Here is a 26,276-nt window from a genome sequence, read left to right as displayed (position 1 = left end):
ATCAGCCCTCCACCACTTCGAGGCCCATCGCGCGGGCCGAACCTTCGATGATCTTCGTCGCGGCTTCGATGTCGTTCGCGTTCAGGTCCTTCATCTTGACCTGGGCGATTTCCGACAGCTGCGAACGCTTGATCTTGCCCGCGACAGCCTTGCCCGGCTCCTTCGAGCCCGACTTCAGGTTGATCGCCTTCTTGAGCAGATAGGTCGCCGGGGGCGTCTTGGTCTCGAACGAGAAGCTACGGTCCGCATAGACGGTGATGACGGTGGGAAGGGGGGTGCCCTTCTCGACGTCACCGGTCGCGGCGTTGAACGCCTTGCAGAATTCCATGATGTTCACGCCGCGCTGACCCAAAGCAGGGCCGATCGGCGGCGAGGGGTTTGCGGCGCCGGCGGCCACCTGCAGCTTGATATAGCCGGTAATCTTCTTAGCCATGTCACTCTCTTTCAAGTCGAGCGGTACAAGCGACGACCAGAGGCCGCCTCCCGCATGGTTCCCGAGCTGTGTGCTTGGAAGCGCGCGGCCTTAGCGGAAAGGGGGGCGGGAGGCAAGGGTTGCCGTAACCCGAAGATCCTCCCCTGCAAGGGGAGGTGGCGCGCGCAGCGCGACGGAGGGGTGTAGCCGGTGGGGGCGGGCACCCGCTTTTCCACCGCTGACACCCCTCCGTCAGGCCTTCGGCCTGCCACCTCCCCTTGCAGGGGAGGATTGTTTCACGGCACCGTATGCCCGGCCTCGGCGCCGCCAATATCGCCCTCGGCCACCCACTCCCGCCACAGCAGCACCAGCGCCGCCATCACCGCCGGGCCGACGAACAGCCCGAGCAGGCCGATCGTCTCCACGCCGCCGAGGATGCCGATCAGCACCCAGACGAACGGCAGGCGCGTCGTTCCGCCGATCAGGCTCGGGCGCAGGAAATGGTCGATCACGAAGTTGAGCGCATAGCCGATCGCGCCGACGATGATCGCCGCCATCACCGCGCCCTTGGCGAGCAGCAGCAGCAGCGCCAGCACCAGCACTACCGCCAGCCCGAACGGGATGATCGAGGCCAGCCCCGAGAACAGTCCGAGCAGGATCGGGTGCGGCACGCCGCCGATCACGAACAGGATCGCCATCAGGATGCCCTGCGCCAGCCCCAGCAGCACCATGCCGTCTACCGCGCCACGCACCGCCGCGAAGATCTGGCGGCCGAGCCGATCGCCCGCGTCGCCGAACGCGCGGGTCGCGCCGCGCTCGAGCTGGCGGACGATGTTGTCGCGGTCGCGCAGCAGGAAGAACAGCACGACCAGGGTGAAGCCGAACACCACCACGCGGCGGATCAGGCTGTGGGTGAAGGCCTGCGAATGGCTGCGCCACAGCGACTGGTCGAGCCGGCCGAACTCGGCGGCGGCAGCTTCGGGGGTGGCGAGGTGGAGGCTCCACCAGGCGGTGACCTGCTCGCGGCCCCAGGGCAGGCGCGCGACCCAGTCGGGCAGCGGCACGCCGTGCGCGCGGGCATCGGCGATCCAGCCGGCGACCGACTGCGCCTCGACCAGCGCCTGGCTGATCGCGATCGACAGCGGGATCAACACGATCAGCAGCACGCCCAAGGTGAGCAGCGCCGCGACCAGCGTGGGGCGGGGCAGGCGGGCGATCAGCCACACCCGCAGCGGCTCGACCCCGATCGCGAGCACGCCCGCCCACAGGATCGCGGGCACGAACGCCATGCCGATCCACAAGGCGGCAGCGGCGATGACGGCGGCGAGCACGACGCGCGCTCGCGTCTGGGCTCTGGTGGTGTGCTGCATGAAAGTCCCCTGGGTGTTCGGCGGGACAGTGGCGAGGCGCGGCGGCGCTGGCAAGCGGTGGACCGTGATCGGCGCCGATGAACCAATCAAGTCCCTCACCCGTTTAGCAAATCTCCACTCGGCCGGGAGGGTTCGGCACGCGTGGACATCAGTATTGGAGAGAATGGGCATGAAACGCATCATCATGGCCGTCGCGGCGCTTGGGCTCGCGACGACGGGGGCGGCTGCGCAGAGCAGCGGCCAGTCGGGCTCGCACAACCCGGTCGTCAAGGACGGCACCGCGCACCATGTCGCGACGCCCGCAAAGGGCCACAGCTCCTTCACCGAAAGCCAGGCCAAGGGCCGGCTCGCCAAGGCGGGCTATACCGACATCGCGGGCCTGAAGGGCACCGAGAACGGCGCCTGGCAGGGCATGGCGATGAAGAACGGCAAGAAGGTGACCGTGACGCTCGACTACAAGGGCAACATCACCGCGCGCTAACCCCACGAATTCTGCAGGAGAAATGCCATGAGCCGGACCATTACCCGTCTGTTCGACGATTATTCCGATGCCAAGGCCGCGGTGACCGACCTCGAGCGCCTCGGCGTGCCGCACAGCGATCTCAGCATCGTCGCCAACAACACGCATGGCGACCATGACGTGAGCGACGTCAACGCGCATGGCGACGTGACGCGCGGCGCCTCGACCGGCGCGGCGCTGGGCGGTGTCGGCGGCCTGCTCGCGGGCCTCGGCCTGCTGGCGATCCCGGGCCTGGGGCCGATCGTGGCGGCCGGCTGGCTCGCCTCGACCGCAGTGGGTGCCGCGATCGGCGGCGTCGGCGGCGCGGCCACCGGCGGCATCGTCGGTGCGCTCAAGAATGCCGGCGAGAGCGAGGAGGACGCGCATGTCTATTCCGAAGGCGTCCGCCGCGGCGGCACGCTGGTGAGCGCGCGCGTCGAGGACTCGCTGGCGCCCGAAGCCGAGGCGGTGCTCAACCGTCGCGGTGTCGATGCGGCGACGCGCGGCGCGGCCTATCGCCAGTCGGGCTGGACCGCGTTCGACGACAAGGCGCCGGCCTATACTCGTGACGAGATCGAGCGCGAACGCAGCGCCTATCGCGAGCCGACGGTGCTCTGAGGCGCGAAACGGGGGACCGGAGCCGGGGCGACTGCTCCGGCTCCACCCGCCACGGCCGTTGTTGTCACGCTGCGATGTCGGTCCGCTGGCACAGACCCCGCAGCCGCTCGACGAGGCTGCCGGTCGCGATCGGCTTCGCCAGCACCAGCGTCGCACCCATCGTCTCGATGGCTGCGCTGTCGAGCGCGTTGTCGGGCTCGACCAGCACGACCGCGGGGACGCCGCGGGCCGATCCCGCGCCAAGCAGCGCGGCGAGGCCGCCCGGCGCCGCATCCGCACCGACCAGCAGCAGATCGATTCCTCCCTGGTCGACGCGTTCGCGTGCCGCAGCCTCCGTGGCCACGGCATCCACCGCGAACCCGGCCTGGAGCAGCGCGTGCAGCAGCACGCCGCGCGCCAGCGGGTTGGCTTCGACAAGCAACAGCTGCGGACCGGAGGGGAAGGCGGCCGGTTCGATTTCGGGCGCCGGGACCGGGAGGCCTTCGGGCAAGTGCAGGCGGAAGCGGGCACCGGCACCGGGGGCGCTGTCGACCGTGAGCCTGCCCCCCATCGCGGTGGCGAACCGCTCGGCGAGCGCCAGCCCGACGCCGATCCCGCCATAGGCGCGCGTGGTGCCGCCATCCACCTGGTAGAATTTGCGGAAGATATGCGGCTGCTGGCCGGCGGCGATACCGATGCCGGTATCCGCGACCAGGATCTCGACGCCGCCGTCCGCTGCGGGGCAGGCGCTCAGCGTGACGCCGCCCTCGGGGGTGAACTTCACCGCGTTGGAAAGGAGGTGGTGGAGGATCTGCCCGACCCGGCGCGCGTCGCCGATCCGCGTCGCCGGGCACTCGGCGCAGTCCAGCGTGAACGCGAGGCCCTGCTGCGCCGCTTCGGCCGCCCAGCGGCGTCCGACATCCTCGATCAGCGCGCGCAGGCCGAACGGGGACTGTTCGAGCGCGATCTCCCCGCTGTCGAGCGAGGCCATATCGAGCACGTCGTCGACCAGCGTCTGCATCGCCTTGCCCGCATCCTGCAACGCCGCGACGCGTCCGCGCGCATCGTCGCCGAGCGTGTCGTCCGAGAGCAGCACCTGGCTCATCCCAAGGATGCCGTTCAGCGGGGTGCGGAACTCGTGGCTGGTGGTGGCGAGGAACTCGCGCTTCGCCGCAAGGGCCTTGCCCAGCTGCGCATTGCTGGCGGCCAGGTCGCGGCGGCTGCGATGGATTTGGAACAGCGCAAAGGCGAGCAGCGCGGCGCCGCCGACCGCGACGAACAGCAGGCCGCCGACCAGCAGCAGCTGGAACCACGCGCGATCGCGGGCGAAGCGGGTGCGCTGGTTGGCTTCGCTGGTGCGCAGCTTCTCGATGCGGAGCTGCTGGTTGGTCGCATCGAACCGCGCGGCGAGCAGCGCGGCGTTGGTGTCCGTCGCGACCTTGGTGACTTCATCGTCGATGCGCTTCAGTACCTTGAGGTGCGCCAGCGCGTCGGCGGGGCGGCCGGCGCGGGTGTAGATGTCCACCGCGGCCTGGTGCACCTCGCGCCAGGCCGGTCCGCTCGGATCGGCGATATGCGCGAAGGCCGTGTCGATATCGGCGACCGCGTCGTCCACCGCGCCGCGTTTCAGCGCGATCTCTCCGCGCAGCGCATGGAGGTTGCCGTCATATTCGGAGCTGTGTCCCGGGCTCGCGGCGAAGGCGGCGTCGCTGTAGCGCTGCGCGGCAGCCAGCCTGCCCTGCCGCAGGGCGGTGCGGGCCAGGTTGTTGAGGACCGGCACCCTGAGCCCCTGCTCGCCCGATGCGTCGGCAAGCGCCAGCGCCTGCTGATACTCGCGTCTGGCCTCCGCGGGGCGATCCAGATCGAGCAGCGCATTGCCGCGATTGTTGAAGATCGACATGCGCAGGTTGCGATCGCCGGAATCGGCGTCGAGTGCGGCGGCAAAATAGCGCAGTGCGGCTTCGTTGTCGCGCGCGCGATTATACAGGCCAGCGATCATCACCAGCGCGATGGCCTGCTTGCGTGGCTCGTGCAGGCTGCGGAACAGGTTGTGCGCCTGCTGGAAGGCGTCGAGCGCGACGGCGGCATGGTTGCGATTCTGCTGGATGCCTGCCCAGGTCATCAGCAGATCGGCGTGGAGGCGGCTATTCGGCCAGCGGGTGCGCGCCTCCGCGAGCGCGCGCGCGATCAGCGGCTCGGCCTCGGCGTCGCGGTCGAGCCGCGACAGCGCCTCGCCTTCGAGCCAGCGGGCCTTGGCGGCGAGGGGGCTCGGCGCGGGAGCGTTGTTCGCGGCGCTCTCGGCCGCGCGGGCGGCGGCGAGCGCGGCCCGGGGATCGGCGAACATCCGGTCGATGGCGCGCGCGAGCTGCTGCTCCGCCAGCGGCGCCTGCGCGGCGGCAGGCGCTGCGATCAGCAACATGGTACCGGCTGTGATTGCGCCTGCTCGCATCGTTCCCCTGGGCGCGGAAGGCGCGCCTCCAGCATTATAGGAACGTTGCCGCAAGACGCGTCAGTCCGCCAAACTACGGAGGCGAAACGAAAAAGGCCGGGGATCGCGCCCCGGCCTTTCCTGTCTTGGCAGCAGCGGCCGATCGGCCGGCTTACTTGACCCGTTCGACGTCCTCGAAGCCCAGCTCCAGCGGAGTCGCGCGGCCGAAGATCGAGATCGAGACCTTCACGCGGTTCTTGTCGTAGTCGAGTTCCTCGACCACGCCCGAGAAGGTGGCGAAGTTGCCGCTGATCACCTTGACCGTGTCGCCGATGTCGAAATCGACCTTCAGCTTGGCCTTGGGCGCTGCGGTGGCCGCTTCTTCCTTGGTGTTGAGGATGCGCGCGGCTTCCGCCTCGCTGATCGGCTGGGGCTTGCCCGAGCTGCCGAGGAAGCCGGTCACCTTCGGCGTGTTCTTCACCAGGTGGTAGACGTCGTCGTTCATCTCGAGCTTGGCGAGCACGTAGCCCGGGAAGAACTTCCGCTCGGACTGGATCTTCTTGCCGCGGCGCACTTCGGTCACCGTCTCGGTCGGCACCTCGACGGACTCGACGAGGCGATCGAGGCCCAGGCGGGTGGCGTCGGCCAGGATCTGGTCGCGGACCTTGCCCTCGAAACCGGAATAGGCGTGAATGATGTACCAGCGCGACATGGGTGTTGGTCTTTCTCTTACTGCGCGAGGCGGAGGAGGGCGTTGACGATCATGTCGAACAGCGAATCGATGCCGAGGAAGAAGCTGCCGAGCAGCGTCGTCATGATCATCACCATCACGCCGGTCATGATCGTCTCGCGGCGGGTGGGCCAGGCGATCTTGCGGGTCTCGGTCTGGACCTGCTTGATGAATTCGACGGGGCTTGTCTTCGCCACTGGGGCTATCCTCGTGTGAAAAATGGCGCTTCGGGCATGGGTCCGCTGCCCGGTCCTTTTCAGGAACCGGTGCAATCCACCCACGCTTTCGGCTAGGGGGCTGTATCTAGAGGATCGGGGGAAGTTGTGCAAGCGGGGTTGGGAAGGGCGTAATTCCGCGCGTGCGGCGTGCGGCTTGCCCCCTCCACCACGCTGCGGGCGCAGCGCGGTCCCCCTCCCCCGGCTTCGCCGGGAGAGGAAACGCTATGCTGCGATGGTAGTACGTGTTTCCTCCCTCGGCGAAGCCGGGGGAGGGGGACCATTCGCGGCAGCGAATGGTGGAGGGGGCTTGCGCGAAGAAGGCGCCTCTCAGCGCTGCTTCATGCCCCGCACGCGGTGCCAGATGTAGAACGCCACCAGCCCGACCAGCACCACGCCGATCAGCGCATCGGCGCTGTGGAACGCCGCCTTCATGCGCGGATCGCTGTCCCACTTCTCGCCCAGCGTCATCCCCACCCAGGCGAGGCCGAAGCACCAGGGCCAGCTGCCGAGGAAGGTGTAGACATGGAACGGCACCAGCTTCATCCGCGCGACGCCGGCGGGGAAGGCGATGAACGAGCGGATCACCGGCAGCAGCCGGCCGATCAGCACCGCGATGCTGCCGTAGCGTGCGAAGAAGCGGTCCGCCGCGTCGATCTCGCCCGGGCCGATCAGCAGATACTTGCCCCAGCGCAGCGCCAGCGGCCGGCCGCCATGCTTGCCGACCTCATAGGCGACGATCGAGCCGAGGTTGCAGCCGATCGCACCGGCGGTTGCCGCCAGATACAGATCGAACCGGCCGGTCGAGACCAGATAGCCGGCGAACGGCATGATGATCTCCGACGGCAAAGGGATGCAGGCGGATTCGATCGCCATCAGCACGGCGATGCCGAAATAGCCGCCGCTCGAGATGACCCAAATGGTGAAGGTGGCAAGGATGCCCAGAATCTTTTCGACCATGCACGCGTGGTTGGGGCAGGCGGCCGCATTTGGGAAGCCGCTTTTTGCGCGGTGCAGCGAAAAGCGGCGCAGGGTTGGCGTGGGGGAAGGGGTCTGATAACCCGGAGTAAATCGGACGCACGGAGAGGGTAGCGGGAATGACGATCGAAACGTCGCGGCGGGGATTTCTTGCCGGTTCGGGAAGCGGCGCGGTCGCGATCGGCGGGCTGGGGGTGGCGCTGCCGGCGGCGGCGGACCCCGCGATGGCGGCGCCCGCCAGGCTCCAGCCGTTCGACATGGCGGACGTGACACTGGGCGAGGGGCCGTTCCTCCACGCCCAGCGCGCGACCGAGGCCTATCTGCTGCGGCTCGAGCCCGACCGGCTGCTCCACCAGTTCCGCGTCAATGCCGGGCTCAGCCCCAAGGCGCCGGCCTATGGCGGGTGGGAATCGGATCCGCTCTGGGCCGACATCCACTGCCAGGGGCATACGCTCGGCCATTATCTCTCGGCCTGCGCGCTCGCCTTCCGCTCTACCGCCAAGCCCGAATACAAGAAGCGCATCGACTATATCGCCACCGAACTGGGCGCCTGCCAGGATGCGGCGAAGAGCGGCCTCGTCACGGCGTTCCCGCACGGCGCGGGCGTGGTCGCGGCGCACCTGCGCGGCGAGAAGATCAGCGGCGTGCCTTGGTATACGCTGCACAAGGTCTATGCCGGCTTACGCGACGGCGCGCTGCTCGCCGACAGCGCGCCTGCCCGCACGACGCTGCTCCGCCTCGCCGACTGGGGCGTGGTGGCGTGCCGGCCGCTGACCGACGCGCAGTTCGGGGCGATGCTCGAGACCGAGCATGGCGGGATGAACGAGGTCTATGCCGATCTCTACACGATGACCGGCAAGGCCGACTATCGCACGCTGTCCGAGCGCTTCTCGCACAAGGCGCTGCTGAACCCGCTCGCCAAGGCGCGCGACCATCTCGACGGGCTCCACGCCAACACCCAGGTGCCCAAGGTGGTCGGCTTCCACCGCGTCTACGAGACCACCGGCGACGCCAGCTATCGCGACGCCGCGGCGTTCTTCTGGAAGACGGTGGCGGAGACGCGCTCCTTCGCCACGGGCGGGCACGGCGACAACGAGCATTTCTTCGCGATGGCGGACTTCGAGAACCACGTCTTCTCGGCCAAGGGATCGGAGACCTGCTGCCAGCACAACATGCTCAAGCTCACCCGCAGCCTGTTCCTCCACGAGCCGCGCCCCGAATATGCCGATTACTACGAGCGGACGCTGTTCAACGGCATCCTCGCCTCGCAGGATCCGGACAGCGGCATGGCGACCTATTTCCAGGGCGCGCGGCCGGGATACATGAAGCTCTACCATACCCCCGAGCACAGCTTCTGGTGCTGCACCGGCACTGGCATGGAAAACCATGTGAAGTATCGGGACTCGATCTACTTCCACGACGAGCGCGCGCTCTATGTGAACCTGTTCCTGCCCTCGACGGTGCGCTGGCGCGACAAGGGCGCCGAGCTGGTGCAGGAAACCCGCTTCCCCGAAGAGCCGCGCACGACGCTGCGCTGGAAGCTGGCCAAGCCGGCGGATTTTACGCTCAACCTGCGCCATCCGCGCTGGAGCCGTACCGCCATGGTACGGGTGAACGGCGCGGTCGCGGCGCGCTCGGTGGCGCCGGGCAGCCGGATCGAGTTGGCACGGCGCTGGCAGGATGGCGACACGGTGGAACTGCAGCTGGTGATGGAGCCCGGGTTCGAGAGCGCCCCCGCGGCGCCCGACGTGGTCGCGTTCACCTACGGCCCGCTGGTGCTGGCAGGCGCGCTGGGGGCGCAGGGACTGGCGAAGGGGGCGGACATCGTCGTCAACGAGCGCGAGTACGGCCGCTACAATGACGGGCCGGTGCAGGTGCCGGTGCTCGCGGGCGATCCGGCCGCGCTGGCGGCGGCGATCAAGCCGGGCGCCGGGCCGCTGGAGTTCACCCTGGCGGCGGCCGACGGCGCCCCGGTGCGGCTGATCCCCTATCACCGCATCGCGCACGAGCGCTACGCCACCTATTGGAAGCTGGCGCCGGCGCGGGCGTGATGCCGGCGCCGGCGCGCTGTGCGATCAGGCGGTCGCTGCCGAACGGGTGCTGGCGCGGACGCGACGCCGCAACGCCGCGCCGGCAAGACCGAAGCCGGTGATCAGCAGCGTCCATTGTGCAGGTTCGGGCACGGAAGTGACGTCGACCCGATAGCTGTACGGGCTCGGATCGTCCGGGTCGCCAAAGGAGATCCGGTTTCCGTCGACCCGGTAATAGCCTATCTCGAAGATGTCGCCCCGCCATCCGCTGAAGGGTCCGGAAACGATCCACCATAGCGAATTCGACTGCACCCGGTCATCTGGCAAGTAGCTGAAAAAATCAGGGCCGTCGTTGCTCGCGATATACTCTCCATCCCGATACCACCAAAACTCCCGGTAAATATAAGCCTCGAAATACACATAAAGCGGGCGGCTAAAGCTAAAATCCAGGCGATATGTACCCGGCGTGGAGAGCCCCGGGATATCGATCAGGGTGCCGGTCGACGATGTGCCGACATAGGTGGTGGCGACAGCGGGTGTTGAGAGGAAGGCTAGAACCAGCGCTACTATGCTTCGTATCATATGTCCCCCAATGACAACGCAGGTTGGTGCACAGGCCTTGCCGCTTATCTCTGCCGAACCCTCATGACGACTTCAGGGGAAGGGAGCGCTATGTCGGCCATGCGCTGGCGTTTACCATAACCGGCACGCAAGCGGTAACGTTATTAGTCGCTTAGGCGATGTTCCGCTGAGCAAGCCGCGATGTGCGCGCTTCGCTCCCGTAGCGCTTCCCACGCACATTTAAATTGTCCGGATCTGCACGCCAGCCCGTCTTCCTGCTGAGCACGGAGACGGGCCGCGCAATCGCGCGACGCCCGTACGCCTCGATTGCCGGAATCTCCAGGTCGCGGGCGGTCCCTCGCGGCCGGACGAACGTAACGCGCAGCCGCTCTGGGACCTGCATGGAGATCGTATGACCAAGGGACGTACCACCGCCACCACCCGTCATCTTCTGCCCAGGGCGGCGCTCGTCGCGCTTGCCGTGCTGCCCTTCCAGGCTGCGCATGCGCAGGGCTGGCCCGCACCGGTCGCGCCGCTGCCCGAGCTGGCGACCGCGCTCGACAAGCGCTTCCAGCCCGCGCTCGATTTCGACACCGACGTCTGCTTCAACGTGCCCGCGGTGAACGCCTCGGGCGCGATCAGCGCCAAGGCATCGACCTACGCGACCAAGCCGCCGGCCTCGTGCCGCAACCCCGACTATCTGCGTACCAGCAACGCCTATGTCCGCGCCCGCTGCAACAACGGCTATTGCGCGCGGGTCTATGCCTATTTCTGGCAGTCGGACTTCTCGCACGCCTATGACTGGGAGACGATCATCGTCTGGACCACCGATGCGGGCACCAACAGCGCGATCGTTGGCGTCACCCGCGGCGCCCACGGCAACTGGGAGACCCGTGCGACCAAGGATGGCCAGCTCCGCTTCCAGACCGACGCGAACGGCGGCCAGCATGTGAAGATGGTCTTCCACTACGAGACGCTGGGCTTCTCGCACCTGTTCCGCTTCTCGAAGACCGATAGCGGGGACGAGCCGCCCGAAAACGGCACCGGCAGCTGGGTGGTGCAGCCGCTGGTCAGCTGGAACGGCTATCCTTCGCTCGCCGTGCGCAACGCGGTGGCGAACTATGATTTCGGCAGCGGCAATTTCGAGATCAAGGACGCGCGCTTCGCCGGATCGCTGAAGGCGGCGCTCAACACCGGCATCACGCCGGGCTTCAACCCCGATGTCGATTCCGGGTCCAACTCGCCGGGTTGCCCGGCCGGCTCGACGCTCTGCTGATCGGAACGGTCCCCGCGTCGCCTTCGGGCGGCGCGGGGATATCGGCCATGGAGCGCAGGACATGAAACATACCCGCATATTGGTCGCCGGCGCTGCGCTGGCGGCGCTGGCTGTGGGGTGGGGGCTGCTCGGCACGGCGGGGTCCGCACCGCCGCCTGCGCCCCAGGGCTTCGTCACCATCGCCGCCCAGCCCTTGTCGGCACCGCCGACGCCGGTGTCGGCGAGCGTCTCCACCACCGTCGCGGCCCCGCCCGCACAGGTCACGGCGCAGGTCCGCCGGACCTATCCGCTGTTGCGCGACGTGGCGTTCGGCTGCGACGCCCGCGGCTGCGCGGTCACCGCGACGATTCCGCCACCCACCGACGACGCCTTTCTCGCCACCCGGCAGGAAATGCTGCTCGGCGGCCTAGCGCACACGGTCGAGGCGCTGGGCTATGCCGCCAGCGGGCCGGTGCAGATGGAGGAGGTTTCGGAAAACCTGTTCCACATTCGCCTGCCGGTCACCCAGGCACCCCCGCGCGGCTGAACGGCAAAAGGGCGGCAGCGGGGTGTCCGCTGCCGCCCTTTTCCATGCACCCGCTCCGGGCCGTCATCCCGGCGAAAGCCGGGATCCAGTCGCCTCTCGGTTCCAGCAAGCGCCGATACGGAGCCCCCAATGGATCCCGGCTTTTGCCGGGATGACAAAGGGAGGGGGCATCCGTACCGGCTCGTCTCCGTGCCTCAGAACTCCGCGCTGAAGCCCAGCGTGAAGGTGCGGCCGCTGGTGGTGTAGACCACGCGCCGCGCGATCGCGCCGCCGGCGAACTGCTCGATCGGCACGTTGGTGAGGTTGATGCCCTCCGCGATCAGACGGATGCCCGGGCGGAGGTTCACATGGGCCTGGGCGTCGATATTGTGGGTGCCGCGGATCCAGTCGCCGACATTCCCTACCGTGCCGAGACCGGTGTAATATTTGCTGCGATAGGCGTCCGAGACGCGGATGCCCCAGCGTAGGTCCTCGTAATAGAGCGTCGCGTTCGCCGCCCATTTGGAGAGGTTGAACAGCGGCAGCGTGACGAAGCTGTTGCCCACCTTGCCCTGCTGCTTGCCCTCGAACCAGGTGCCGTTGGCGGTGACGCCGAGGTGGTCGAAGGGTGCCGGCAGGAAGGTGAAGTCGTGCTGCACGGCGACTTCCACGCCCTTGATGTCCGCGCCGGGGCCGTTGATCGGCTGGCTCACGTCATAGGGGGTGTTGGCGTCCTGGCCCTGGATCAGCAGCGACAGCGGCAGGCCGGTCTGGCCATAGGGGATCGTCACCGTGCTCGGCGAGATATAGGTGTCCATGTTCTTGTAGAAGAAGCCGACCGAGGCGAAGCCGCGGCTGTCCATATACCATTCGAGCGAGGTCTCGACCGAGGTCGCCTTGAACGGCTTGAGGAACGGGTTGCCGAGGCTGAGGCTGCCGCCGTTCGGCCGCGTGGTGATCGATCCCGCCGCGGCGAGGTCCCCCAGGCCCGGGCGGTTGATGTTGCGATCGGCGCTGAGGCGGAACACCAGCGTCTTGGTCAGGTCGAGCGCCATGTTGGCGGCGGGCAGCCAGCCATGGCTGTTGTCCTTGATCACCACCGGCACGAAGGCGGTGCCGACCGCGAGATTGCCCGACGAGGTCAGGTCGGTCGAATAATAGCGCAGGCCGGCATTGGCGCGCAGCCGCATGCCGCCGACTATGGTGTCGAGGTCGAGCTGGGCGAAGCCGTTCCAGGTCTTCTCGTCGACCTTGTAGTCGCTGCCCGCCTGGAGGTTGGCGGCGGTGAGGTTGCGCTTGTCGCCGATCGCGGCATAGACGCCGTCGACATTACCGACGATGTACTGGAGCAGCGTCTTGGGGCCGACCAGCTGCTTCAGGTCGTTCGACACCGGAATGTTGGCGGGCACGTTGTGGAACACCTTGTTGGCCCAGGTGTAGCCGCTGTTGGTGAAGTGCTTGTAGGCGCCGCCCGCCTTGAAGATCAGCCCGTTGCCCAGGTCATACTCGGCGCTGAGCTTGCCGTTGGTATAGCGGTTGACGATCTTGTTTTCCTGCACGTCGAGCCGCTGGACGGTCCACAGGTTCGGATCGGTGATCGCGATGCCATAGGTGTTGACCGGGATCTGCGGCCGCGTGTCGTAGCTGAACGCGGTCTGCTTGGCCTCCATGAAGACCTTGTCGAACACCGGCTGGCCGAAATCCGATTCCTCATAGCCGCCCAGCGCGCGCAGCGTCAGCCGGTCGCTAAGCTTCCAGCTGAGATTGGCGACGCCCTGGTAGAAATCGGTGTGGTTCTCGACGATGTGATGCTCGGAGCGCAGGTCGATGCCGGTATAGCTTGCCGCGCGCAGCGTGTTGGTGTCGTCGATCACCGCGCTGTGGATCACCTGGGTGCCGCTCACGGACGAGCCGGTCAGCGGGTTGCTCCCTGCGGTGGCCAGCGCATAATCGTCGCGATGGTCCCACAGGCGGCCGTAGAGGAAGTCGACGTCGAGCTTGAAGTTGTCGCCCGGGTGATACTGGACCGAGGAGGTGACGCCGAGGCGCTGGCGATCGGTGTACCAGGTCGAGGGCGACTGGGCGGTCGGCTGGTAGACGCCGGCGAGCAGCTTGGCGCGGGTATCGGCATCGATCTCGGCGCCGATATTCTTCGCGCCGTACTTAGTCGGGCCCCAGCCCCAGTTGCGGTAGCCATATTCGTTGCTCTTGATCTTGCTGTAGGCGACCGAGACCAGCGCCCCCCAATCGCCCGAGCGGACCGAGGCGAGCGCCACCGCGCGCGGGGTCACGCCGGTCGCGTTGCTGTTGGTCTGGCCCTTGGCCGAGACGACGAACTTGTTGCCGCTATAGTCGAACGGCTTGGCGGTGGTGAGCTGCACCGTGCCGGCGAGGCCGCCCTCGTCCTGCTCGGCCGCATAGGATTTCTGCACCGAGATGCGGTTGAACAGCTCGGAGGCGAACAGGCTGTAGTCGAACGAGCGCGAGCGGCTGACCGAGCCGCGATTGTCCATGCCCGAGGCGGTGTTGCCCAGCACTTCCATGCCGTTGAGCTGGGTGCGGGTGAAGTCGGCGCCCAGGCCCCGCAGCGCGATCTGGCGGCCTTCGCCGCTGTCGCGGGTGATGGTGATGCCCGGCACGCGCTGGAGCGATTCCGCGAGGTTCAGGTCGGGAAAGGCGGCGATATCGGTGGCGACGATGTCGTCCTCGGCACCCACCGCGCGGCGCTTGAGCTCCTGTGCTGCGGCGATGCTCTCGCGATAACCCGAGACGACGATCTCGGCGGTGTCCGGATCCTGCGGATCGGCCTGCGCGGTCTGCATCGGCGCTGCGGCGACGGGCGCGGGCGCTTCGCTGCGGACGGTGCGGCGCGGGGCCGGGGCGGCGGCGCGCGACGGTGTCAGCACGACGATGCCGCCATGCACCGCGGCGCTGAGGTTCGAGCCGCGCAGCAGTTGGTCGAGCGCGGCGCGGACGCTGAGGGCACCCCGCACCCCGGCGGTGCGGCGCCCGGCGACGGCGCTCGGCGCCACGACGACCTGCAGACCGGTCGCCTGCGAGAATTGCGAGATCGCCGTGCGCAGGTCGCTCGGCGCGATGTCGAACCGGCGCTGCGCCGCCATCGTCGCGTCGGCGGCATGCGCTTGCGCGATCGCGGGCGCTGCCAGCAGGATGGCGAGTGCCATGCGTGAAATCCCCTGGATGCGTGTCATTGTTGGTCTTCCCTCCACTCCGGCGCGCGTGCGCCGCTAGCGAGGAAGACGGGGGCCGATCAGCTTCCGGACAAAAGAATTGTGTTGCAGTTCAATGTCATGGACGTGACGAATTGGCGTCGTCGGCGCCGGTGGATTCCAGCCGCAATTGCGTGCCGACGCGCGCGGTACGGAAGCCATAGGCGAGCCCCATCGCGTCGAGCAGCGCCTGGGGCGAATCCAGCCGGAAACGGCCGGAGACGGCGAGGCCGCGCAGGCTCGGCGGCGGCGGGGCGATCAGCGGCCCGCCGCGACGGTTGAGCGCATCGACCAGGTCGCCGAGCGGCATCGCGTCGATGTCGAGCCAGCCGTCACGCCAGTCCTTCTGCGCGGCGTCGAAGCGGGTCGGGGCCTGGGCGCGGCCCTCGGCGAAGCGGGTCCGCCAGCCGGCGGGGACGATCACCGCTGCGGCGGCATCGCCGAAGCGCACCTTGCCGCGATAGACGGCGAGGCGCACGCCGCCGGCGGCAATGTCGATATCGAAGGCGGTGCCGAGCACCTGGGTTGCCGCGCCGCCCGCATGGACGGTGAAGGGGCGATCGGGCAGGTGGGCGACGTCGAAATAGGCTTCGCCGCGCTGCATCGTGACACTACGACGGTGGTCGTCGAGGGTCACGTCGAGGCTGGTCGCGCCGTTGAGGTGGACCGCGCTGCCGTCGGCCAGCTTCACGTCCAGCATCTGGCCGCGCGCGGTCTCGTAATGGAGCGGGGCGGGCGCGGCGGCGCGGTACCAGCCCGCGTGCCAGCCGCCGATGCCGAGCACCGCGGCGATGCCGAGCAGGCCGCCGGTGCCGATCGCGGTGCGGCGGCGGCTGCGCAGTGCGCGGATATCCGCGTCCGACAGGCGCGGCAGCTGGGCCATCGCGTCGGACAGCGCGCGATCGTCGAGCATCGCCTGCACCTCGCCGGCGGCGGCGGGCGGGGCCTCGCGCAGCACGGCGTCATCCTCGCGCATCGCCCAGCGGGCGGCGTCGTGCAGCGCGGCGCGGCGGGTGGGATTGAGGCTCATCGCGCCGCACCGCCGGGCAGGCCGCGGCGTTCTAGCGCGGCGCGGAGATCGGCGACCGCGCGGACGCAGTGCTTCTCGATCGCGGCGGGGCTCATCTCAAGATCGGCGGCGATGATCGCCACCGCCACGCCGTCGAGCCGGCGGCGCAGGAAGATCTCGCGGCGGAGCGGCGGCATCACCTTGAGCGCGCGGACCAGGATGTCGACCCGCTGGCGATAGTCGAGCACCTCCTCGGCGCGCGGCTGGGTGCAGGGAATGTCCTCGGCCAGCTCGGCGGGGCGGGGGGCGGCGCGCATCCGGCGGAAATGGTCGAACACCAGGTTGCGGGCGACCGCGAAGCAGAAGGCGCCGACATCGGCGACGCTGCGCGAGCGGCGATAGTCATATAGCCGGATATAGGTTTCCTGGACGATGTCCTCGCCGTCGTGCGAGTCGCGCAGCCGCGCCTGGACGAAGCGGAACAGCGCCTCGCGCAGCGCGACTTCCTCCGACACCGCGCGGCGGTGTGCGGCCAGGCTGGTCATTTCGTTCATCGCCCCGTCCCGCCGAAGGACAAAGGTTCGGCGCGCAACCCGCTTGTCGCCATGGCGATTCGCCCCCTTTCATCCTGAGATCGCCCGCGTTTGGCGCAGGGCTAGCCGCTCTGGATGAAGCTGGCGTGACAGTCGATGCTAGGAGCGCGAAACCGGGATGCGGGTCTGGAGCGCGTCGTCGGCCTGATCGATCAGGCGGAGCAGGCCGTCGAAATCGGTGCTGTCGTCCAGCCGATAGCAGCGGCTGAGCGCGTCGCCGCAGCGCGCGATGTCGCGTTCGGTGAGAAGGGCTACGGCCACCACGGGTTCCCCTTCAGGCATCTTGCGACAAATCCATTCCCCAGAACTAACTTTGATCTAACGTTCGCTTCATCGAAAGTTTCCAGCCATTTACGCTGGTTCGTGGCAGTCGCTGTGGATAATGCGCAGGCGCCGCGCGAGAACAATGGCGGCGCGACGAGACCCGCGCTTTGGGGGACGAACCGAGCCCCGTTGCGCACGGCCCGCTTTCGGGCGAGGGAAGGGGGCCACGCAACAGGAGTCCCCATGGCGCGACCCGGGTCGAAAAAGACCTATTCTGCCCCCGCGATCGAAAAGGCGTTCGAAGTGATCGAGCTGCTCGCCGGCCGGCCCGAAGGGGCGCTGGTCAGCGAGATGGCGGCCGATCTCGGGCGATCGGTGGGCGAGCTGTTCCGCATCGTCGTGGTGATGGAGCAGCTCGGCTATCTGCGCCGCTCCGAGGCGACCGATCGCTATGCGGTGGCGTACAAGCTGCTCGACGTGGCGCTGCGCGCGACGCCGTCGCAGGACCTCGTCCGCGCGGCCATGCCCGAGATGCAGATGCTGGCGCGCGACACGGTGCAGTCGTGCCATCTCGTCGTCGCGAGCCATGGCCACGGCCTGGTCGTCGCGCGCGAGGAATCGCCCGCCACCCGCGGCTTCGCGCTCAAGGTGGGGGCGCATATCGACCTGCTGCGCAGCTGCTCGGGGCAGGTGATGCTCGCCTTCTCCAATCCCGATCTCGTCGACCGGATGGTGCGGGCCGCCGAGGCGGAGCAGGGGGCGCCGGTGGACCGCGCCTGGCTGGCCGAGCGGCTGGCGACGGTGCAGCGGCAGGGCCATGACAGCCGCGAGAGCCCGGTAACCTTCGGCGTCACCGACATCAGCTTCCCGGTGTTCGGCTTCGACCGCCGCATCGTCGCGGCGCTGACCATCCCGTTCCTCGCGCTGATCGACGGATCGCAGGTGATGGACAGCGACGCGGCGCGCGAGAAGCTGCGCGCCGCGTGCGAGCGGATCTCCGAGCGGCTGGGCTACCAGCCGGGCTGAAGCGCCGTTTGGAAATTCGCGGAAGCGCGAATTTCGAGGCGGCACCGGCCCGCTCCCCCACCCGGCCACCCAACGGCAGTATTCTATGGGTGGCCGGGTGGGGGAGCGGGCCGGTGCCGCGACATGCGCCGCAGCGCATGTCCGAACAAAGGTTCAGCCGAAGGTGATGGCGAACACGCTGGCGTGGCGCGTCGGCAGGCTGGCCGGGGGCGTGATCACCAGCGCCTGGTCGGTCTGCTGGAAGTCGATCCTGCCGCGATGGCCGAGCAGCTTGACGCCGCGCACCTTGCGCCGCTCGTGCGGGTTGCCGCGGGCGAGCGACGTGATCGCCACCGGTCCCTTGGGTTCGCCGAGCGTGATCGCATGGAGCGTCTCGCCCTTTGTCGTGAAGCGGATGTCCTGCGGGGTATAGGCGGCGCGCTCCTGAAAGGCGCCCTGCTTGGGCTTGGTCGGGCCCTCGCCATAAATGTGCCAGGGGCGGGTGCCGTGAATGGCGCTGGCGTTGACCGCCATCCACGCGGCCAGCTCGGTCAGCAGCTGGTCCGATTGCGGCGGCAGGCTGCCATCGGCGCGCAGCACGACGTTGAGCAGCATGTTGCCGTTCTTGCTCACGATATCGGCGAGCATGGTGAGCACCTCGTCGGTCGACTTGTAGCGGTCGTGCTCGTTGTAGAACCAGTCGCCGTTCGAGGTGTCGGTCTGCCAGGGGAGGGGGTCGATCCCGTCGAGGACGCCGCGCTCGACGTCCTGCGCGCCCCATGTCTTGTCGAACTCGCCGGAGCCGAGCGCCTTGTGGCTGTACACCGCGTCGAGCTTGCCGGTGCGCGCGATGCTGCTGTTGTAGAGATGCGCGACCATCGACCGGCCGATCTCGCCGAACGGCACGCCGCCGTCCGAATAGAGCAGGTCGGGCTGATACTGGTCGACCAGGTCGCGGATGCGGGCGAACCAGTGGCGCTGATACTCGGGATTGCGCGTGTACCAGGTGGCCGCGTCGCCGAGATAGGGCTCGTCGTGATTGCCATGGTAGAGATCGACGAAGCGCGGATCGGCGCCGTCGTAGCGCTTGCCCATCTTCGGCCAGAACTGGTCGTAGAGCTGGTTCGGATACCACCAGTTGTAGCTGGCGCCGAGATGCTCGGACACGCCGAAGCGCAGGCCGCGGCGCTTGGCGGCGGCGCGCAGGGCGCCGACGATGTCGCGCTTGGGGCCCATCTGCACCGCGTTCCAGCGGTGATGGCGCGAGTTCCACAGGTCGAAATTGTCGTGGTGGACGCCCATGGATACTATATACTTTGCTCCCGCGGCTTCGTATCGCGTCACCAGCGCCTCCGGATCGAACTTGTCCGCGGTCCAGAGGGGGAGGAGGTCCTTGTAGCCCTTTTCCGAGGGATGGCCGTAGGTTTTGAGGTGGTGTTCGTAATGGGGGTGGCCGGGCACGTACATGAAGCGGGCGTACCAATCGCCCTGGCCGGCGACTGCCTGCGGGCCCCAATGCGCCCAGATCCCGAACTTGGCGTCGCGAAACCAGTCGGGCGTCTTGTAGGTGGAAAGCGAGGCGCCGGTGGGCTGGAACGGACCCGGCGCCGCGACCGGGGTGACGTCCGCGCCCGGCAGCCTGGCCGGCGGGGTCTGTGCGCGGGCGGTGCCCGCCTTCACGGCCAGCGCGGTCGCGAACGATCCGGCCAGTATCTCGCGCTTGGTGAAGTTGGTCATCCGCTCCTCCTGCCGTGTTCCGGCACGTCGCGCGCACCGGTAATGCTGGCATATTTGCAAGCCGATTTTCATGTGGCAAGCGCCCATTCGTCGTAGTTTTTGAGCCGAAGCCGTTGTCTTGCGGCCTTGGCGGGCCGCCAAAAGGGGACCCGACTGTGACCGAACACCTGCTAGATCCTTCTCGCCGTACCATGCTCGCGCTCGCCGCCGCGGCGCCCTTGCTGCCCCAAATGGTGCGCGCCGCGACACCCGCCGACCCGCTGCCGGCGCGCGACGTGGGCCTGGCGCCGCGCAAAATGCTGCCGTTCGATAGCGGCTGGCGGTTCAACTTCGGCCATGGCAGCGATCCGGCCAAGGATTTCGGCTTCGGCATGGGGCAGGGCGATTTCGCCAAGACCGGTGACTTCAAGCTGGCCAAGACCGACTATGACGATGCCGATTGGCGCGCGCTCGACCTGCCGCACGACTGGGCGGTGGAGCTTCCCTTCGTCCGCGACGATCAGAGTGGCGATGCGAGCAACCGCGGCCATGGCTTCAAGCCGCTCGGCCGCCGCTATCCCGAGACGAGCATCGGCTGGTACCGCCGCCGCTTCGACGTGCCCGCCGCCGACCGCGGCCGCCGCATCTGGATCGAGTTCGACGGTGCGATGCGCGACGCGATCCTGTGGGTGAACGGGTGTTACATCGGGCGCCACAACGACGGCTACACCTCGTTCCGCTTCGACCTGACCGACTTCCTGCATTACGGTGGGGACAATGTGATCGTGGTGCGGGTCGATGCCTCTCTGGGCGACGGCTGGTTCTACGAAGGCGCGGGGCTCTACCGCCATGTCTGGCTGACCAAGCACGACGCGCTGCACTTCGGCAAATGGGACAGCGTGGTGCGCGCAACGCCCGAGGGGGCGGGCGCGACGCTCGACCTGGCGACGGTGGTCGCGAATGACGGCGATACCGCGCAGCAGGCGGTGGTGGAATGGACCATCGCCGATGCCGCGGGCACGGTCGTCGCACGCGCCTCGGCCCCAGCGGTGACGGTGGCGGCGGGCGGCACCGTCGAGAGCCAGGTGCGCGCGACGCTGCCCCAGGCGCAGCGCTGGTCGACCGAAACGCCGGTGCTCTACACCGCCACCGCGCGGCTCGCGGCGGGCGGCGCGGTGCGCGATGCGGACCGGGTGACCTTCGGCGTCCGCAGCTTCCGCTTCGACGCCGATCGCGGCTTCTTCCTCAACGACGTGTCCGTGAAGCTCCAGGGCACCTGCAACCATCAGGACCATGCCGGCGTCGGCGCGGCGCTGCCCGATGCGCTCCAGCGCTACCGGCTGAACGTGCTGCGCGAGATGGGCTGCAACGCGGTGCGCACCACCCACAATATGCCCACGCCCGAATGGATCGCCGAATGCGACCGGGCGGGCGTGCTGGTGATGTGCGAGACCCGCCAGATGAGCGCCAATCCCGAGGCGATGGCGCAGCTTGAGGTGATGGTGAAGCGCTTCCGCAACTCCCCTGCGGTGATCCTCTGGTCGATCGGCAACGAGGAATGGCTGCTCCAGGACAAGATGGCCGAGCAGGGCAAGCCGATCGCCGCGACGATGGTGCGTCGCTGCCATGCGCTCGACCCCACAAGGCCGGTCTCCGCCGCGGTCAATGGCGACAACGAGCAGGGGGTGAGCGACCCGCTTGACATCATCGGCTTCAACTACAAGGTCCAGTATCCCGAGGGCTTCCACGCCAAGCACCCGACGCGGCCGGTCTATGGCTCGGAGACGTCGAGCGCGATCGCGACGCGGGGCGAATATGCCAGCGATCCGGCGCGCAACCTGGTAAACAGCTATGACGGGGTGGTGCCCTGGGGGCAGACGCCCGAGGCCTGGTGGAAGCTCTATGGCGGCAAGCCTTGGTCGGCGGGCGGCTTCGCCTGGACCGGCTTCGACTATCGCGGCGAGCCGACGCCCTATGGCTGGCCCTCGATCAGCTCGCAGTTCGGTATCGTCGACATGTGCGGCTTCCCCAAGGACAGTTATTATTACTACCGCGCCTGGTGGCGGGCCGAGCCGTCGCTCCACGTCTTCCCGCACTGGAACTGGGAGGGCCGCGAGGGCGAGACGGTGTCGGTATGGGTCTATTCCAACTGCGACACGGTGGAGCTGGTGGTCAACGGCCGCAGCCTCGGCAGCCAGCCTGTGCCGCCGCTCGGCCATCTCGAATGGAAGGTGCCGTACCAGCCGGGCTTTATCGAGGCGCGCGGCCGCAAGGGCGGGCGGGTGCTGACCGAGCGGCGCGAGACCACCGGCCCTGGCCGCACCATCCGGCTCACCGCCGATCGCACCACCATCGCCGGCGACGGCCGCGACGTGTCGATGCTCAAGGCAGAGCTGCTCGACGCGCGCGGGCGGCCGGTGCCGACGGCGATGGACAAGCTCGCCTTCACCATTTCGGGGCCGGGCGCGATCATCGGGGTGGGCAATGGCGATCCGAATTGCCTGGAAAGCGACAAGGAACCGCGCCGCTCGCTGTTCAACGGGCTGGCGCAGGTGATCGTCCAGTCGACCGGGCGGCCGGGGACGATCACCGTCGCGGCGGTGGCGGACGGTCCGCGGGCCGAGCCACTGCTCGGCGGCAAGATCGTGCTGCGGGCGGCGCGCGCGGCCTGATCGAAGGGCCAGACAGCAGGGCGAACGGCAGGCGGCGCGGTGCCGTCCGCCGGCGCCGACTCGCGCGCCGCCCTGTTGGTCAAACGATTGCGTAAAATACATTGAGCCAAAGCTGATCATATTTCGCCGCGCAAATCCTCGCACAACTTGAGGATTCCGGGGTGATATTTCGGCTCTGTGCGACATGATCATTATATCCGAAATGATACGGGCGCGTTGTTGTTGAAGGACGAGTCTCGTGTTACGATCTTTGTAGTAAAGTCGCCGAGTCCGGCGGTTGAACTACATGCGCATACTAGTCTGATGCGCGTCGCGTATATTGCATGATCGGAACGGGTGCGTGCACGCCGGGGGGCGTTGCGGCATGACCCGTACATGGGGGGAGGACTTGCATGTCGAACAAGATCAGCCGCGCCGACTATCTGCGTGCGCATCCCCAGGCAGCGGCCTGGGCCGCGCTTGCGGAGGCGACCAACGAGCAGTTGCGCATCACGCCCGGGCCGGTCCGGCTGGACGAAGGCAGCTTCGTCGGCAAGCGCGCACTGATCCTCGGCGCTGGCGTTGGGGGGCTGACCACCGCCTATGAGTTGCTGTTCCACCGCACCGGCATGGAGGTGACGGTGCTCGAGGCCCAGAACCGCACCGGCGGCCGCTGCCTGTCGCTGCGCACCGGCGACACGCTGACCGAGGATCGGGACGACGCATTGTTCGGCTCCGAGCCGGGCGAAACCCAGGTCGTCCGCTTCCAGTGGCCGGTCGGGGATGCGGAGCCCTATCTGAATGCCGGGCCGGGGCGCATCCCGTCCTCGCACAAGCGGCTGCTCAGCTATCTGCGCGAATTCGGCGTCGCCATCGAAGTCTATGTGATGAATTCGATGTCCAACCTCGTCCACCTGAACGAGGGGCCGCTGCAGGGGCCGCAGGTCTATCGGCAGATCGACCATAATCTGCGTGGCTGGGTCGCGCATCTCGTGCACGACCATGCCGCGGAATTGCTGGCCGACCCCACCCTGGCCATCCCGCCCGCCGAACAGCCCGGGCTGGTGGCCAAGTTCCAGGACCTGATGATCAGTTTCGGCGAGCTGGACCAATATGGCCGATATGCGCCGACCGCGGGCACCGAGGGATTCGAGAACGCAATCTCGCGCGCCGGCTTCGACGTGCTGCCCGGGGTCGCAGCGGGCGAGATCGCCGAGGCGATCAAGCTCCAGGATCTGCTGGCCTCCGAATATTGGGCGCAGACGCGCTTCTACCAGCCCAGCGACTTCCTCTGGCAACAGACGATCTTCCAGCCGGTGGGCGGCATGGACCAGGTGCAGCGCGCCTTCGCCCGGCAGGTGGCGGCGCTCGGCGGCACGGTGCACCTCAACAGCCCGGTGACCAGGATCGACTGGGACGACGCGAAAGGCGAATTCGTCGTGCAGGTCGCCAAGATCGGCAGCGAGGAGACGATCGAATATCGCGCCGATTACTGCTTCTCGAACCTCGCCATGCCGTTCCTCGAAAAGCTGCTGTCCGACAAGCTGCTCGCCGGCGATAGCGCGCAGGGCTTCGCGGCACCGTTCAAGGAGGGACTGAAGGCGGTGTTTGCCGCCCAGGCCCGGCCGCGGGTCAATGCGCAGGGCGAGTATCAGGACAAGTTCCTCGCCGCGACGACCAAGGTCGGCTGGCAGGCCGATCGGCGGCTGTGGCAGGGCAAGCTGATCACCCATGGCCATGACGCCGGGCTGAAGCTCGACACGCTGGTCGCTCCCGATGCCGAGGAGGGCGTGGTGCCGATCTTCGGCGGGATCAGCTGGAGCGCCGACGAGATCGTCCAGATCTGGTATCCCTCCACCGCCTATCACGATCGCAAGGGCGTGCTGACCGGCGCGTATAATTTCGGCGCGATCGCCTATAGCTGGGGCAAGAAGACCGTCGGCGAGCGGCTCGATATCGCCCGCGCAGGCGCGCGTAACTTCGGCAAGGCGTTCGGCGACGGCCTGCATGACGGCATTGCGATCGCGTGGCAGAACATGCCCTATATCAAGGGCGGCTGGGCCTATTGGCAGGCGGTGGGCGGCCCCGAGGATGCCGCGCGCCACTTCAACCATCTGGCCCAGGGCACCGGCGTGTACGATGGCACGGGGCAGCTTTCCGATCCGGTATTCTTCGTCGTCGGCGACCAGCTCTCGTCGCTGCCCGGCTGGCAGGAGGGAGCGATCGCCGCGGCGCTCAATGCGCTCACGCGGATGGCGCGGCCCGATCTCCAGATTCCCTATCTCGAAAAGCTACCGGACACGCGGCTGCTCGTCGAAGGCATTTGACGGCGCGACCTTCCGTTTCACGCTGATGGGAGAAGACCGATGGTGCTCAGTGCGGCTACGCTTATGGCGCTCAAGGATGGCGGCCGTGTCCTTTCCACGGGGCTGCGCGGCGACGAACTGCTCGGGCCGCTCGCGCTGCTGCCCGGCGTGTGGAAGAACGAAGGCGGGCTGGAGGGGCATGGCTGGAACATGATCGCGCTGCCCTTCGCGACGCGGCCGGGCTCGACGCTCGATTATCGTCTGCTGCTCAACCAGTATAACGAGACGCTCGTGTTCGACCTCGTCGACAAGGGCGTGCCCAATCGCGGCCTGAGCGACACCGGCACCCAGGCCGACCAGTCGCTGGTTGCGCTGGATTACGAGCAGGTGATCGATCAGATCGCGACCGAGGACTTCCCCCACAGCACCGTGCTGGGGCCGACGCACCCGCCGGGGAACACGATCCACCACGAGCCGGGGCTGTGGCTCAACATGCTCGACCATGTCGTCGACGGCTTCGACATCGCCCGGCTGGGTTCGATCCCGCATGGCGATTCGGTGCTGGCGCTCGGCCGCAGCGTGCCGCCGACGCCAGGGGCGCCGGTGATCCCCGACGTGAGCGGGCTGCCGCTGAAGGTGAAGCAGGATCTCTCCAGCCCCTATCTGGCGCCGTACAAGCATTTCCACGATCAGCCCTTCAAGGGCGTGTTCGATCCGGTGCATCCGGCGGCGTTGCTGGTGCAGGCCAACAAGGGCGTGAACATCGTCCGCACCACCACGCTGGCGGTGGACAGCGAGGCGGCGACCGCCGGCATCCACAACATCCCCTTCATCGTGAAGCAGGCCAATGCCTCGTCGATGCGCTCGACCTTCTGGATCCAGGAGCTCGCCGAGAAGAATGCGAACGGCAGGCCGAAGCTGCGGCTCCAATATCTGCAGGTGGTGATGCTCGATTTCGATCCGCGGACCACCGGCCTGCCGGGGCGGATCCAGTGGCCGCACGTGTCGATCAACACGCTCCAAAAGGTCGAATCGCCCCCCGACACCAAGCTGCAGCTATTCGCCCGCACCTGAGCAGGCGGCGTGCAAAGCGGCGATGTGGGAGAGGAAGTGGCAGGGGAGCTCGGATTCGAACCGAGGGCCTTCGGTTTTGGAGACCGACGCTCTAACCAGCTGAGCTACACCCCTGTGCGGTCCGCCCCTTTATCGGTCGATTCCGCTTCGGGCAAGAGCCAAGATGCGAACGCCGCACCAAAAAGAAAGCGCCGCCACGGTGTCCCGCGGCGGCGCCCCCTCTGCAACGGCGAGGATGGTTTTTGTTTTAGGCGTTCGCGTAGGTGACGCGCGTGCGGCGCGTACGACGCATGGCTGCACCGGCCAGGCCGAAGCCGCCGATCATCATGCCCCAGGCGGCCGGCTCGGGCACGCCCGACGGCACGAACACGCCCTGGCCGCCGTACGAACCGTTGCCGCGCGAGAAGCCGTTGATGGTAATTTCGTTCTGCACGCCGGCCTTGATCGGCACCGCGTTGGCGAAGACGAACTCGTTGAGGCCGCTACCGAAGAAGCCGGTCAGCTGCACGCCGTTGAAGAACACCGACTTGAGGTCGAGGTCGTTCGAGCCGTTCAACTTCACCGCGCTGGTGATGATCGAGCCGCTGGCCAGGCCGTCGGTCGGCAGGGTGAACTGGTAGATGTGGGTGAAGGCGCCAGCGGTGATGCCGGACTGGCCGAAGCTGCTCGAGATCGAGCCATCGGCTGCGGTGGTGATGTTCATGTCGGCCGGACCGAAATAGGTTGCAGCCTGGGCAGGTGCGACAGCGACAAGCGCTGCGGCGGTGGCAGCCGCCGCCATAAGCGTACGATACATTCGGGGTGTCTCCCTTAACGGCAAGTGAACC

Annotated in this window: 22 protein-coding genes and 1 tRNA gene; 9 read left to right on the top strand and 14 right to left on the bottom strand. The window is 67.8% G+C overall.

Annotation, left to right across the window (positions count from 1 at the left end):
* Position 1: 1 nt before the first annotated feature.
* Both rplK and ABIC65_RS18540 read right to left on the bottom strand, forming a co-directional pair.
* Positions 2-433: a 50S ribosomal protein L11 gene (gene rplK, locus ABIC65_RS18545; protein WP_093297642.1), complete on the bottom strand. Its 432-nt coding sequence runs from the start codon at positions 431-433 to the stop codon at positions 2-4.
* A 275-nt stretch (positions 434-708) separates the two neighbouring features.
* Positions 709-1,782: an AI-2E family transporter gene (locus ABIC65_RS18540; RefSeq protein ID WP_354310669.1), complete on the bottom strand. Its 1,074-nt coding sequence runs from the start codon at positions 1,780-1,782 to the stop codon at positions 709-711.
* Between the two features lie 169 nt (positions 1,783-1,951).
* Here ABIC65_RS18540 and ABIC65_RS18535 point away from each other — a divergent pair, with 169 nt between their 5' ends.
* A complete protein-coding gene (locus ABIC65_RS18535) occupies positions 1,952-2,263 on the top strand; it encodes a hypothetical protein (protein WP_354310667.1) in 312 nt (103 codons plus the stop codon).
* 27 nt (positions 2,264-2,290) lie between these two features.
* Positions 2,291-2,899 (top strand): general stress protein, encoded by a 609-nt coding sequence (locus tag ABIC65_RS18530; protein ID WP_354310666.1) that lies wholly within the window; start codon positions 2,291-2,293, stop codon positions 2,897-2,899.
* Between the two features lie 64 nt (positions 2,900-2,963).
* Here the strand turns inward: ABIC65_RS18530 and ABIC65_RS18525 are convergent, their stop codons facing one another.
* The 4 genes from ABIC65_RS18525 to ABIC65_RS18510 all read right to left on the bottom strand — a co-directional run bounded on the left by ABIC65_RS18525 (position 2,964) and on the right by ABIC65_RS18510 (position 7,211).
* Entirely contained in the window at positions 2,964-5,297 is a 2,334-nt protein-coding gene (locus tag ABIC65_RS18525; RefSeq protein ID WP_354310665.1) for an ATP-binding protein, read from the bottom strand.
* A gap of 181 nt (positions 5,298-5,478) precedes the next feature.
* The gene (nusG, locus tag ABIC65_RS18520) at positions 5,479-6,018 is read right to left on the bottom strand and encodes a transcription termination/antitermination protein NusG (RefSeq protein ID WP_121078389.1); all 540 of its coding nucleotides are present in this window, start codon (positions 6,016-6,018) and stop codon (positions 5,479-5,481) included.
* A 17-nt stretch (positions 6,019-6,035) separates the two neighbouring features.
* Entirely contained in the window at positions 6,036-6,233 is a 198-nt protein-coding gene (gene secE, locus ABIC65_RS18515; protein WP_121078387.1) for a preprotein translocase subunit SecE, read from the bottom strand.
* A 348-nt stretch (positions 6,234-6,581) separates the two neighbouring features.
* Positions 6,582-7,211, bottom strand: coding sequence for a DedA family protein (locus ABIC65_RS18510; protein WP_354310663.1), 630 nt, complete (start codon positions 7,209-7,211; stop codon positions 6,582-6,584).
* Positions 7,212-7,348: 137 nt separating this feature from the next.
* Here ABIC65_RS18510 and ABIC65_RS18505 point away from each other — a divergent pair, with 137 nt between their 5' ends.
* Positions 7,349-9,280 carry a glycoside hydrolase family 127 protein gene (locus ABIC65_RS18505; RefSeq protein WP_354310661.1) on the top strand — a complete coding sequence of 644 codons (1,932 nt, stop codon included), beginning with the start codon at positions 7,349-7,351 and terminating at the stop codon, positions 9,278-9,280.
* A gap of 24 nt (positions 9,281-9,304) precedes the next feature.
* Here ABIC65_RS18505 and ABIC65_RS18500 read toward each other — a convergent pair whose 3' ends face one another.
* On the bottom strand, positions 9,305-9,841 hold the full coding sequence (locus tag ABIC65_RS18500) for a PEPxxWA-CTERM sorting domain-containing protein (protein ID WP_354310660.1): 537 nt from the start codon (positions 9,839-9,841) through the stop codon (positions 9,305-9,307).
* Positions 9,842-10,232: 391 nt separating this feature from the next.
* On the opposite strand from ABIC65_RS18500, the gene ABIC65_RS18495 reads away from it, so the two are divergent.
* Together ABIC65_RS18495 and ABIC65_RS18490 are read left to right on the top strand one after the other, a co-directional pair.
* Positions 10,233-11,096: an NPP1 family protein gene (locus ABIC65_RS18495; RefSeq protein WP_354310659.1), complete on the top strand. Its 864-nt coding sequence runs from the start codon at positions 10,233-10,235 to the stop codon at positions 11,094-11,096.
* Between the two features lie 61 nt (positions 11,097-11,157).
* The gene (locus ABIC65_RS18490; protein WP_354310657.1) at positions 11,158-11,622 is read left to right on the top strand and encodes a hypothetical protein; all 465 of its coding nucleotides are present in this window, start codon (positions 11,158-11,160) and stop codon (positions 11,620-11,622) included.
* 194 nt (positions 11,623-11,816) lie between these two features.
* Here ABIC65_RS18490 and ABIC65_RS18485 read toward each other — a convergent pair whose 3' ends face one another.
* From ABIC65_RS18485 to ABIC65_RS18470, 4 genes are all read right to left on the bottom strand, one after another.
* A complete protein-coding gene (locus ABIC65_RS18485; RefSeq protein WP_354310655.1) occupies positions 11,817-14,786 on the bottom strand; it encodes a TonB-dependent receptor in 2,970 nt (989 codons plus the stop codon).
* A 124-nt stretch (positions 14,787-14,910) separates the two neighbouring features.
* Positions 14,911-15,861, bottom strand: a complete 951-nt coding sequence (locus ABIC65_RS18480; protein WP_354310654.1) for a FecR family protein — start codon at positions 15,859-15,861, stop codon at positions 14,911-14,913.
* The gene (locus ABIC65_RS18475; RefSeq protein WP_354310653.1) at positions 15,858-16,394 is read right to left on the bottom strand and encodes an RNA polymerase sigma factor; all 537 of its coding nucleotides are present in this window, start codon (positions 16,392-16,394) and stop codon (positions 15,858-15,860) included. Before ABIC65_RS18475 ends, ABIC65_RS18480 begins: the two co-directional genes overlap by 4 nt.
* 138 nt (positions 16,395-16,532) lie before the next feature.
* A complete protein-coding gene (locus ABIC65_RS18470; protein WP_354310651.1) occupies positions 16,533-16,694 on the bottom strand; it encodes a hypothetical protein in 162 nt (53 codons plus the stop codon).
* 246 nt (positions 16,695-16,940) lie between these two features.
* Here ABIC65_RS18470 and ABIC65_RS18465 point away from each other — a divergent pair, with 246 nt between their 5' ends.
* Positions 16,941-17,723, top strand: coding sequence for an IclR family transcriptional regulator (locus tag ABIC65_RS18465; protein ID WP_354310650.1), 783 nt, complete (start codon positions 16,941-16,943; stop codon positions 17,721-17,723).
* 153 nt (positions 17,724-17,876) lie between these two features.
* Here ABIC65_RS18465 and ABIC65_RS18460 read toward each other — a convergent pair whose 3' ends face one another.
* The gene (locus ABIC65_RS18460) at positions 17,877-19,439 is read right to left on the bottom strand and encodes an alpha-L-fucosidase (RefSeq protein WP_354310648.1); all 1,563 of its coding nucleotides are present in this window, start codon (positions 19,437-19,439) and stop codon (positions 17,877-17,879) included.
* A gap of 155 nt (positions 19,440-19,594) precedes the next feature.
* Here ABIC65_RS18460 and galA point away from each other — a divergent pair, with 155 nt between their 5' ends.
* From galA to ABIC65_RS18445, 3 genes are all read left to right on the top strand, one after another.
* Positions 19,595-22,090: a beta-galactosidase GalA gene (gene galA / locus ABIC65_RS18455; protein WP_354310647.1), complete on the top strand. Its 2,496-nt coding sequence runs from the start codon at positions 19,595-19,597 to the stop codon at positions 22,088-22,090.
* A 392-nt stretch (positions 22,091-22,482) separates the two neighbouring features.
* Entirely contained in the window at positions 22,483-24,396 is a 1,914-nt protein-coding gene (locus tag ABIC65_RS18450; RefSeq protein WP_354310645.1) for a flavin monoamine oxidase family protein, read from the top strand.
* A gap of 39 nt (positions 24,397-24,435) precedes the next feature.
* Entirely contained in the window at positions 24,436-25,449 is a 1,014-nt protein-coding gene (locus ABIC65_RS18445) for a heme-binding protein (protein ID WP_354310644.1), read from the top strand.
* Between the two features lie 37 nt (positions 25,450-25,486).
* On the opposite strand, the gene ABIC65_RS18440 is transcribed toward ABIC65_RS18445, so the two are convergent.
* Positions 25,487-25,563 (bottom strand) — tRNA-Trp (locus ABIC65_RS18440).
* A 133-nt stretch (positions 25,564-25,696) separates the two neighbouring features.
* On the bottom strand, positions 25,697-26,245 hold the full coding sequence (locus ABIC65_RS18435) for an FxDxF family PEP-CTERM protein (protein ID WP_354310643.1): 549 nt from the start codon (positions 26,243-26,245) through the stop codon (positions 25,697-25,699).
* Positions 26,246-26,276: the final 31 nt, after the last annotated feature.

This window comes from Sphingomonas trueperi, from assembly GCF_040545665.1.
GTDB lineage: Bacteria > Pseudomonadota > Alphaproteobacteria > Sphingomonadales > Sphingomonadaceae > Sphingomonas > Sphingomonas trueperi_B.
Note: the sequence above shows the minus strand (reverse complement) of the source record. Positions and strands in the feature narration are given on the sequence as shown.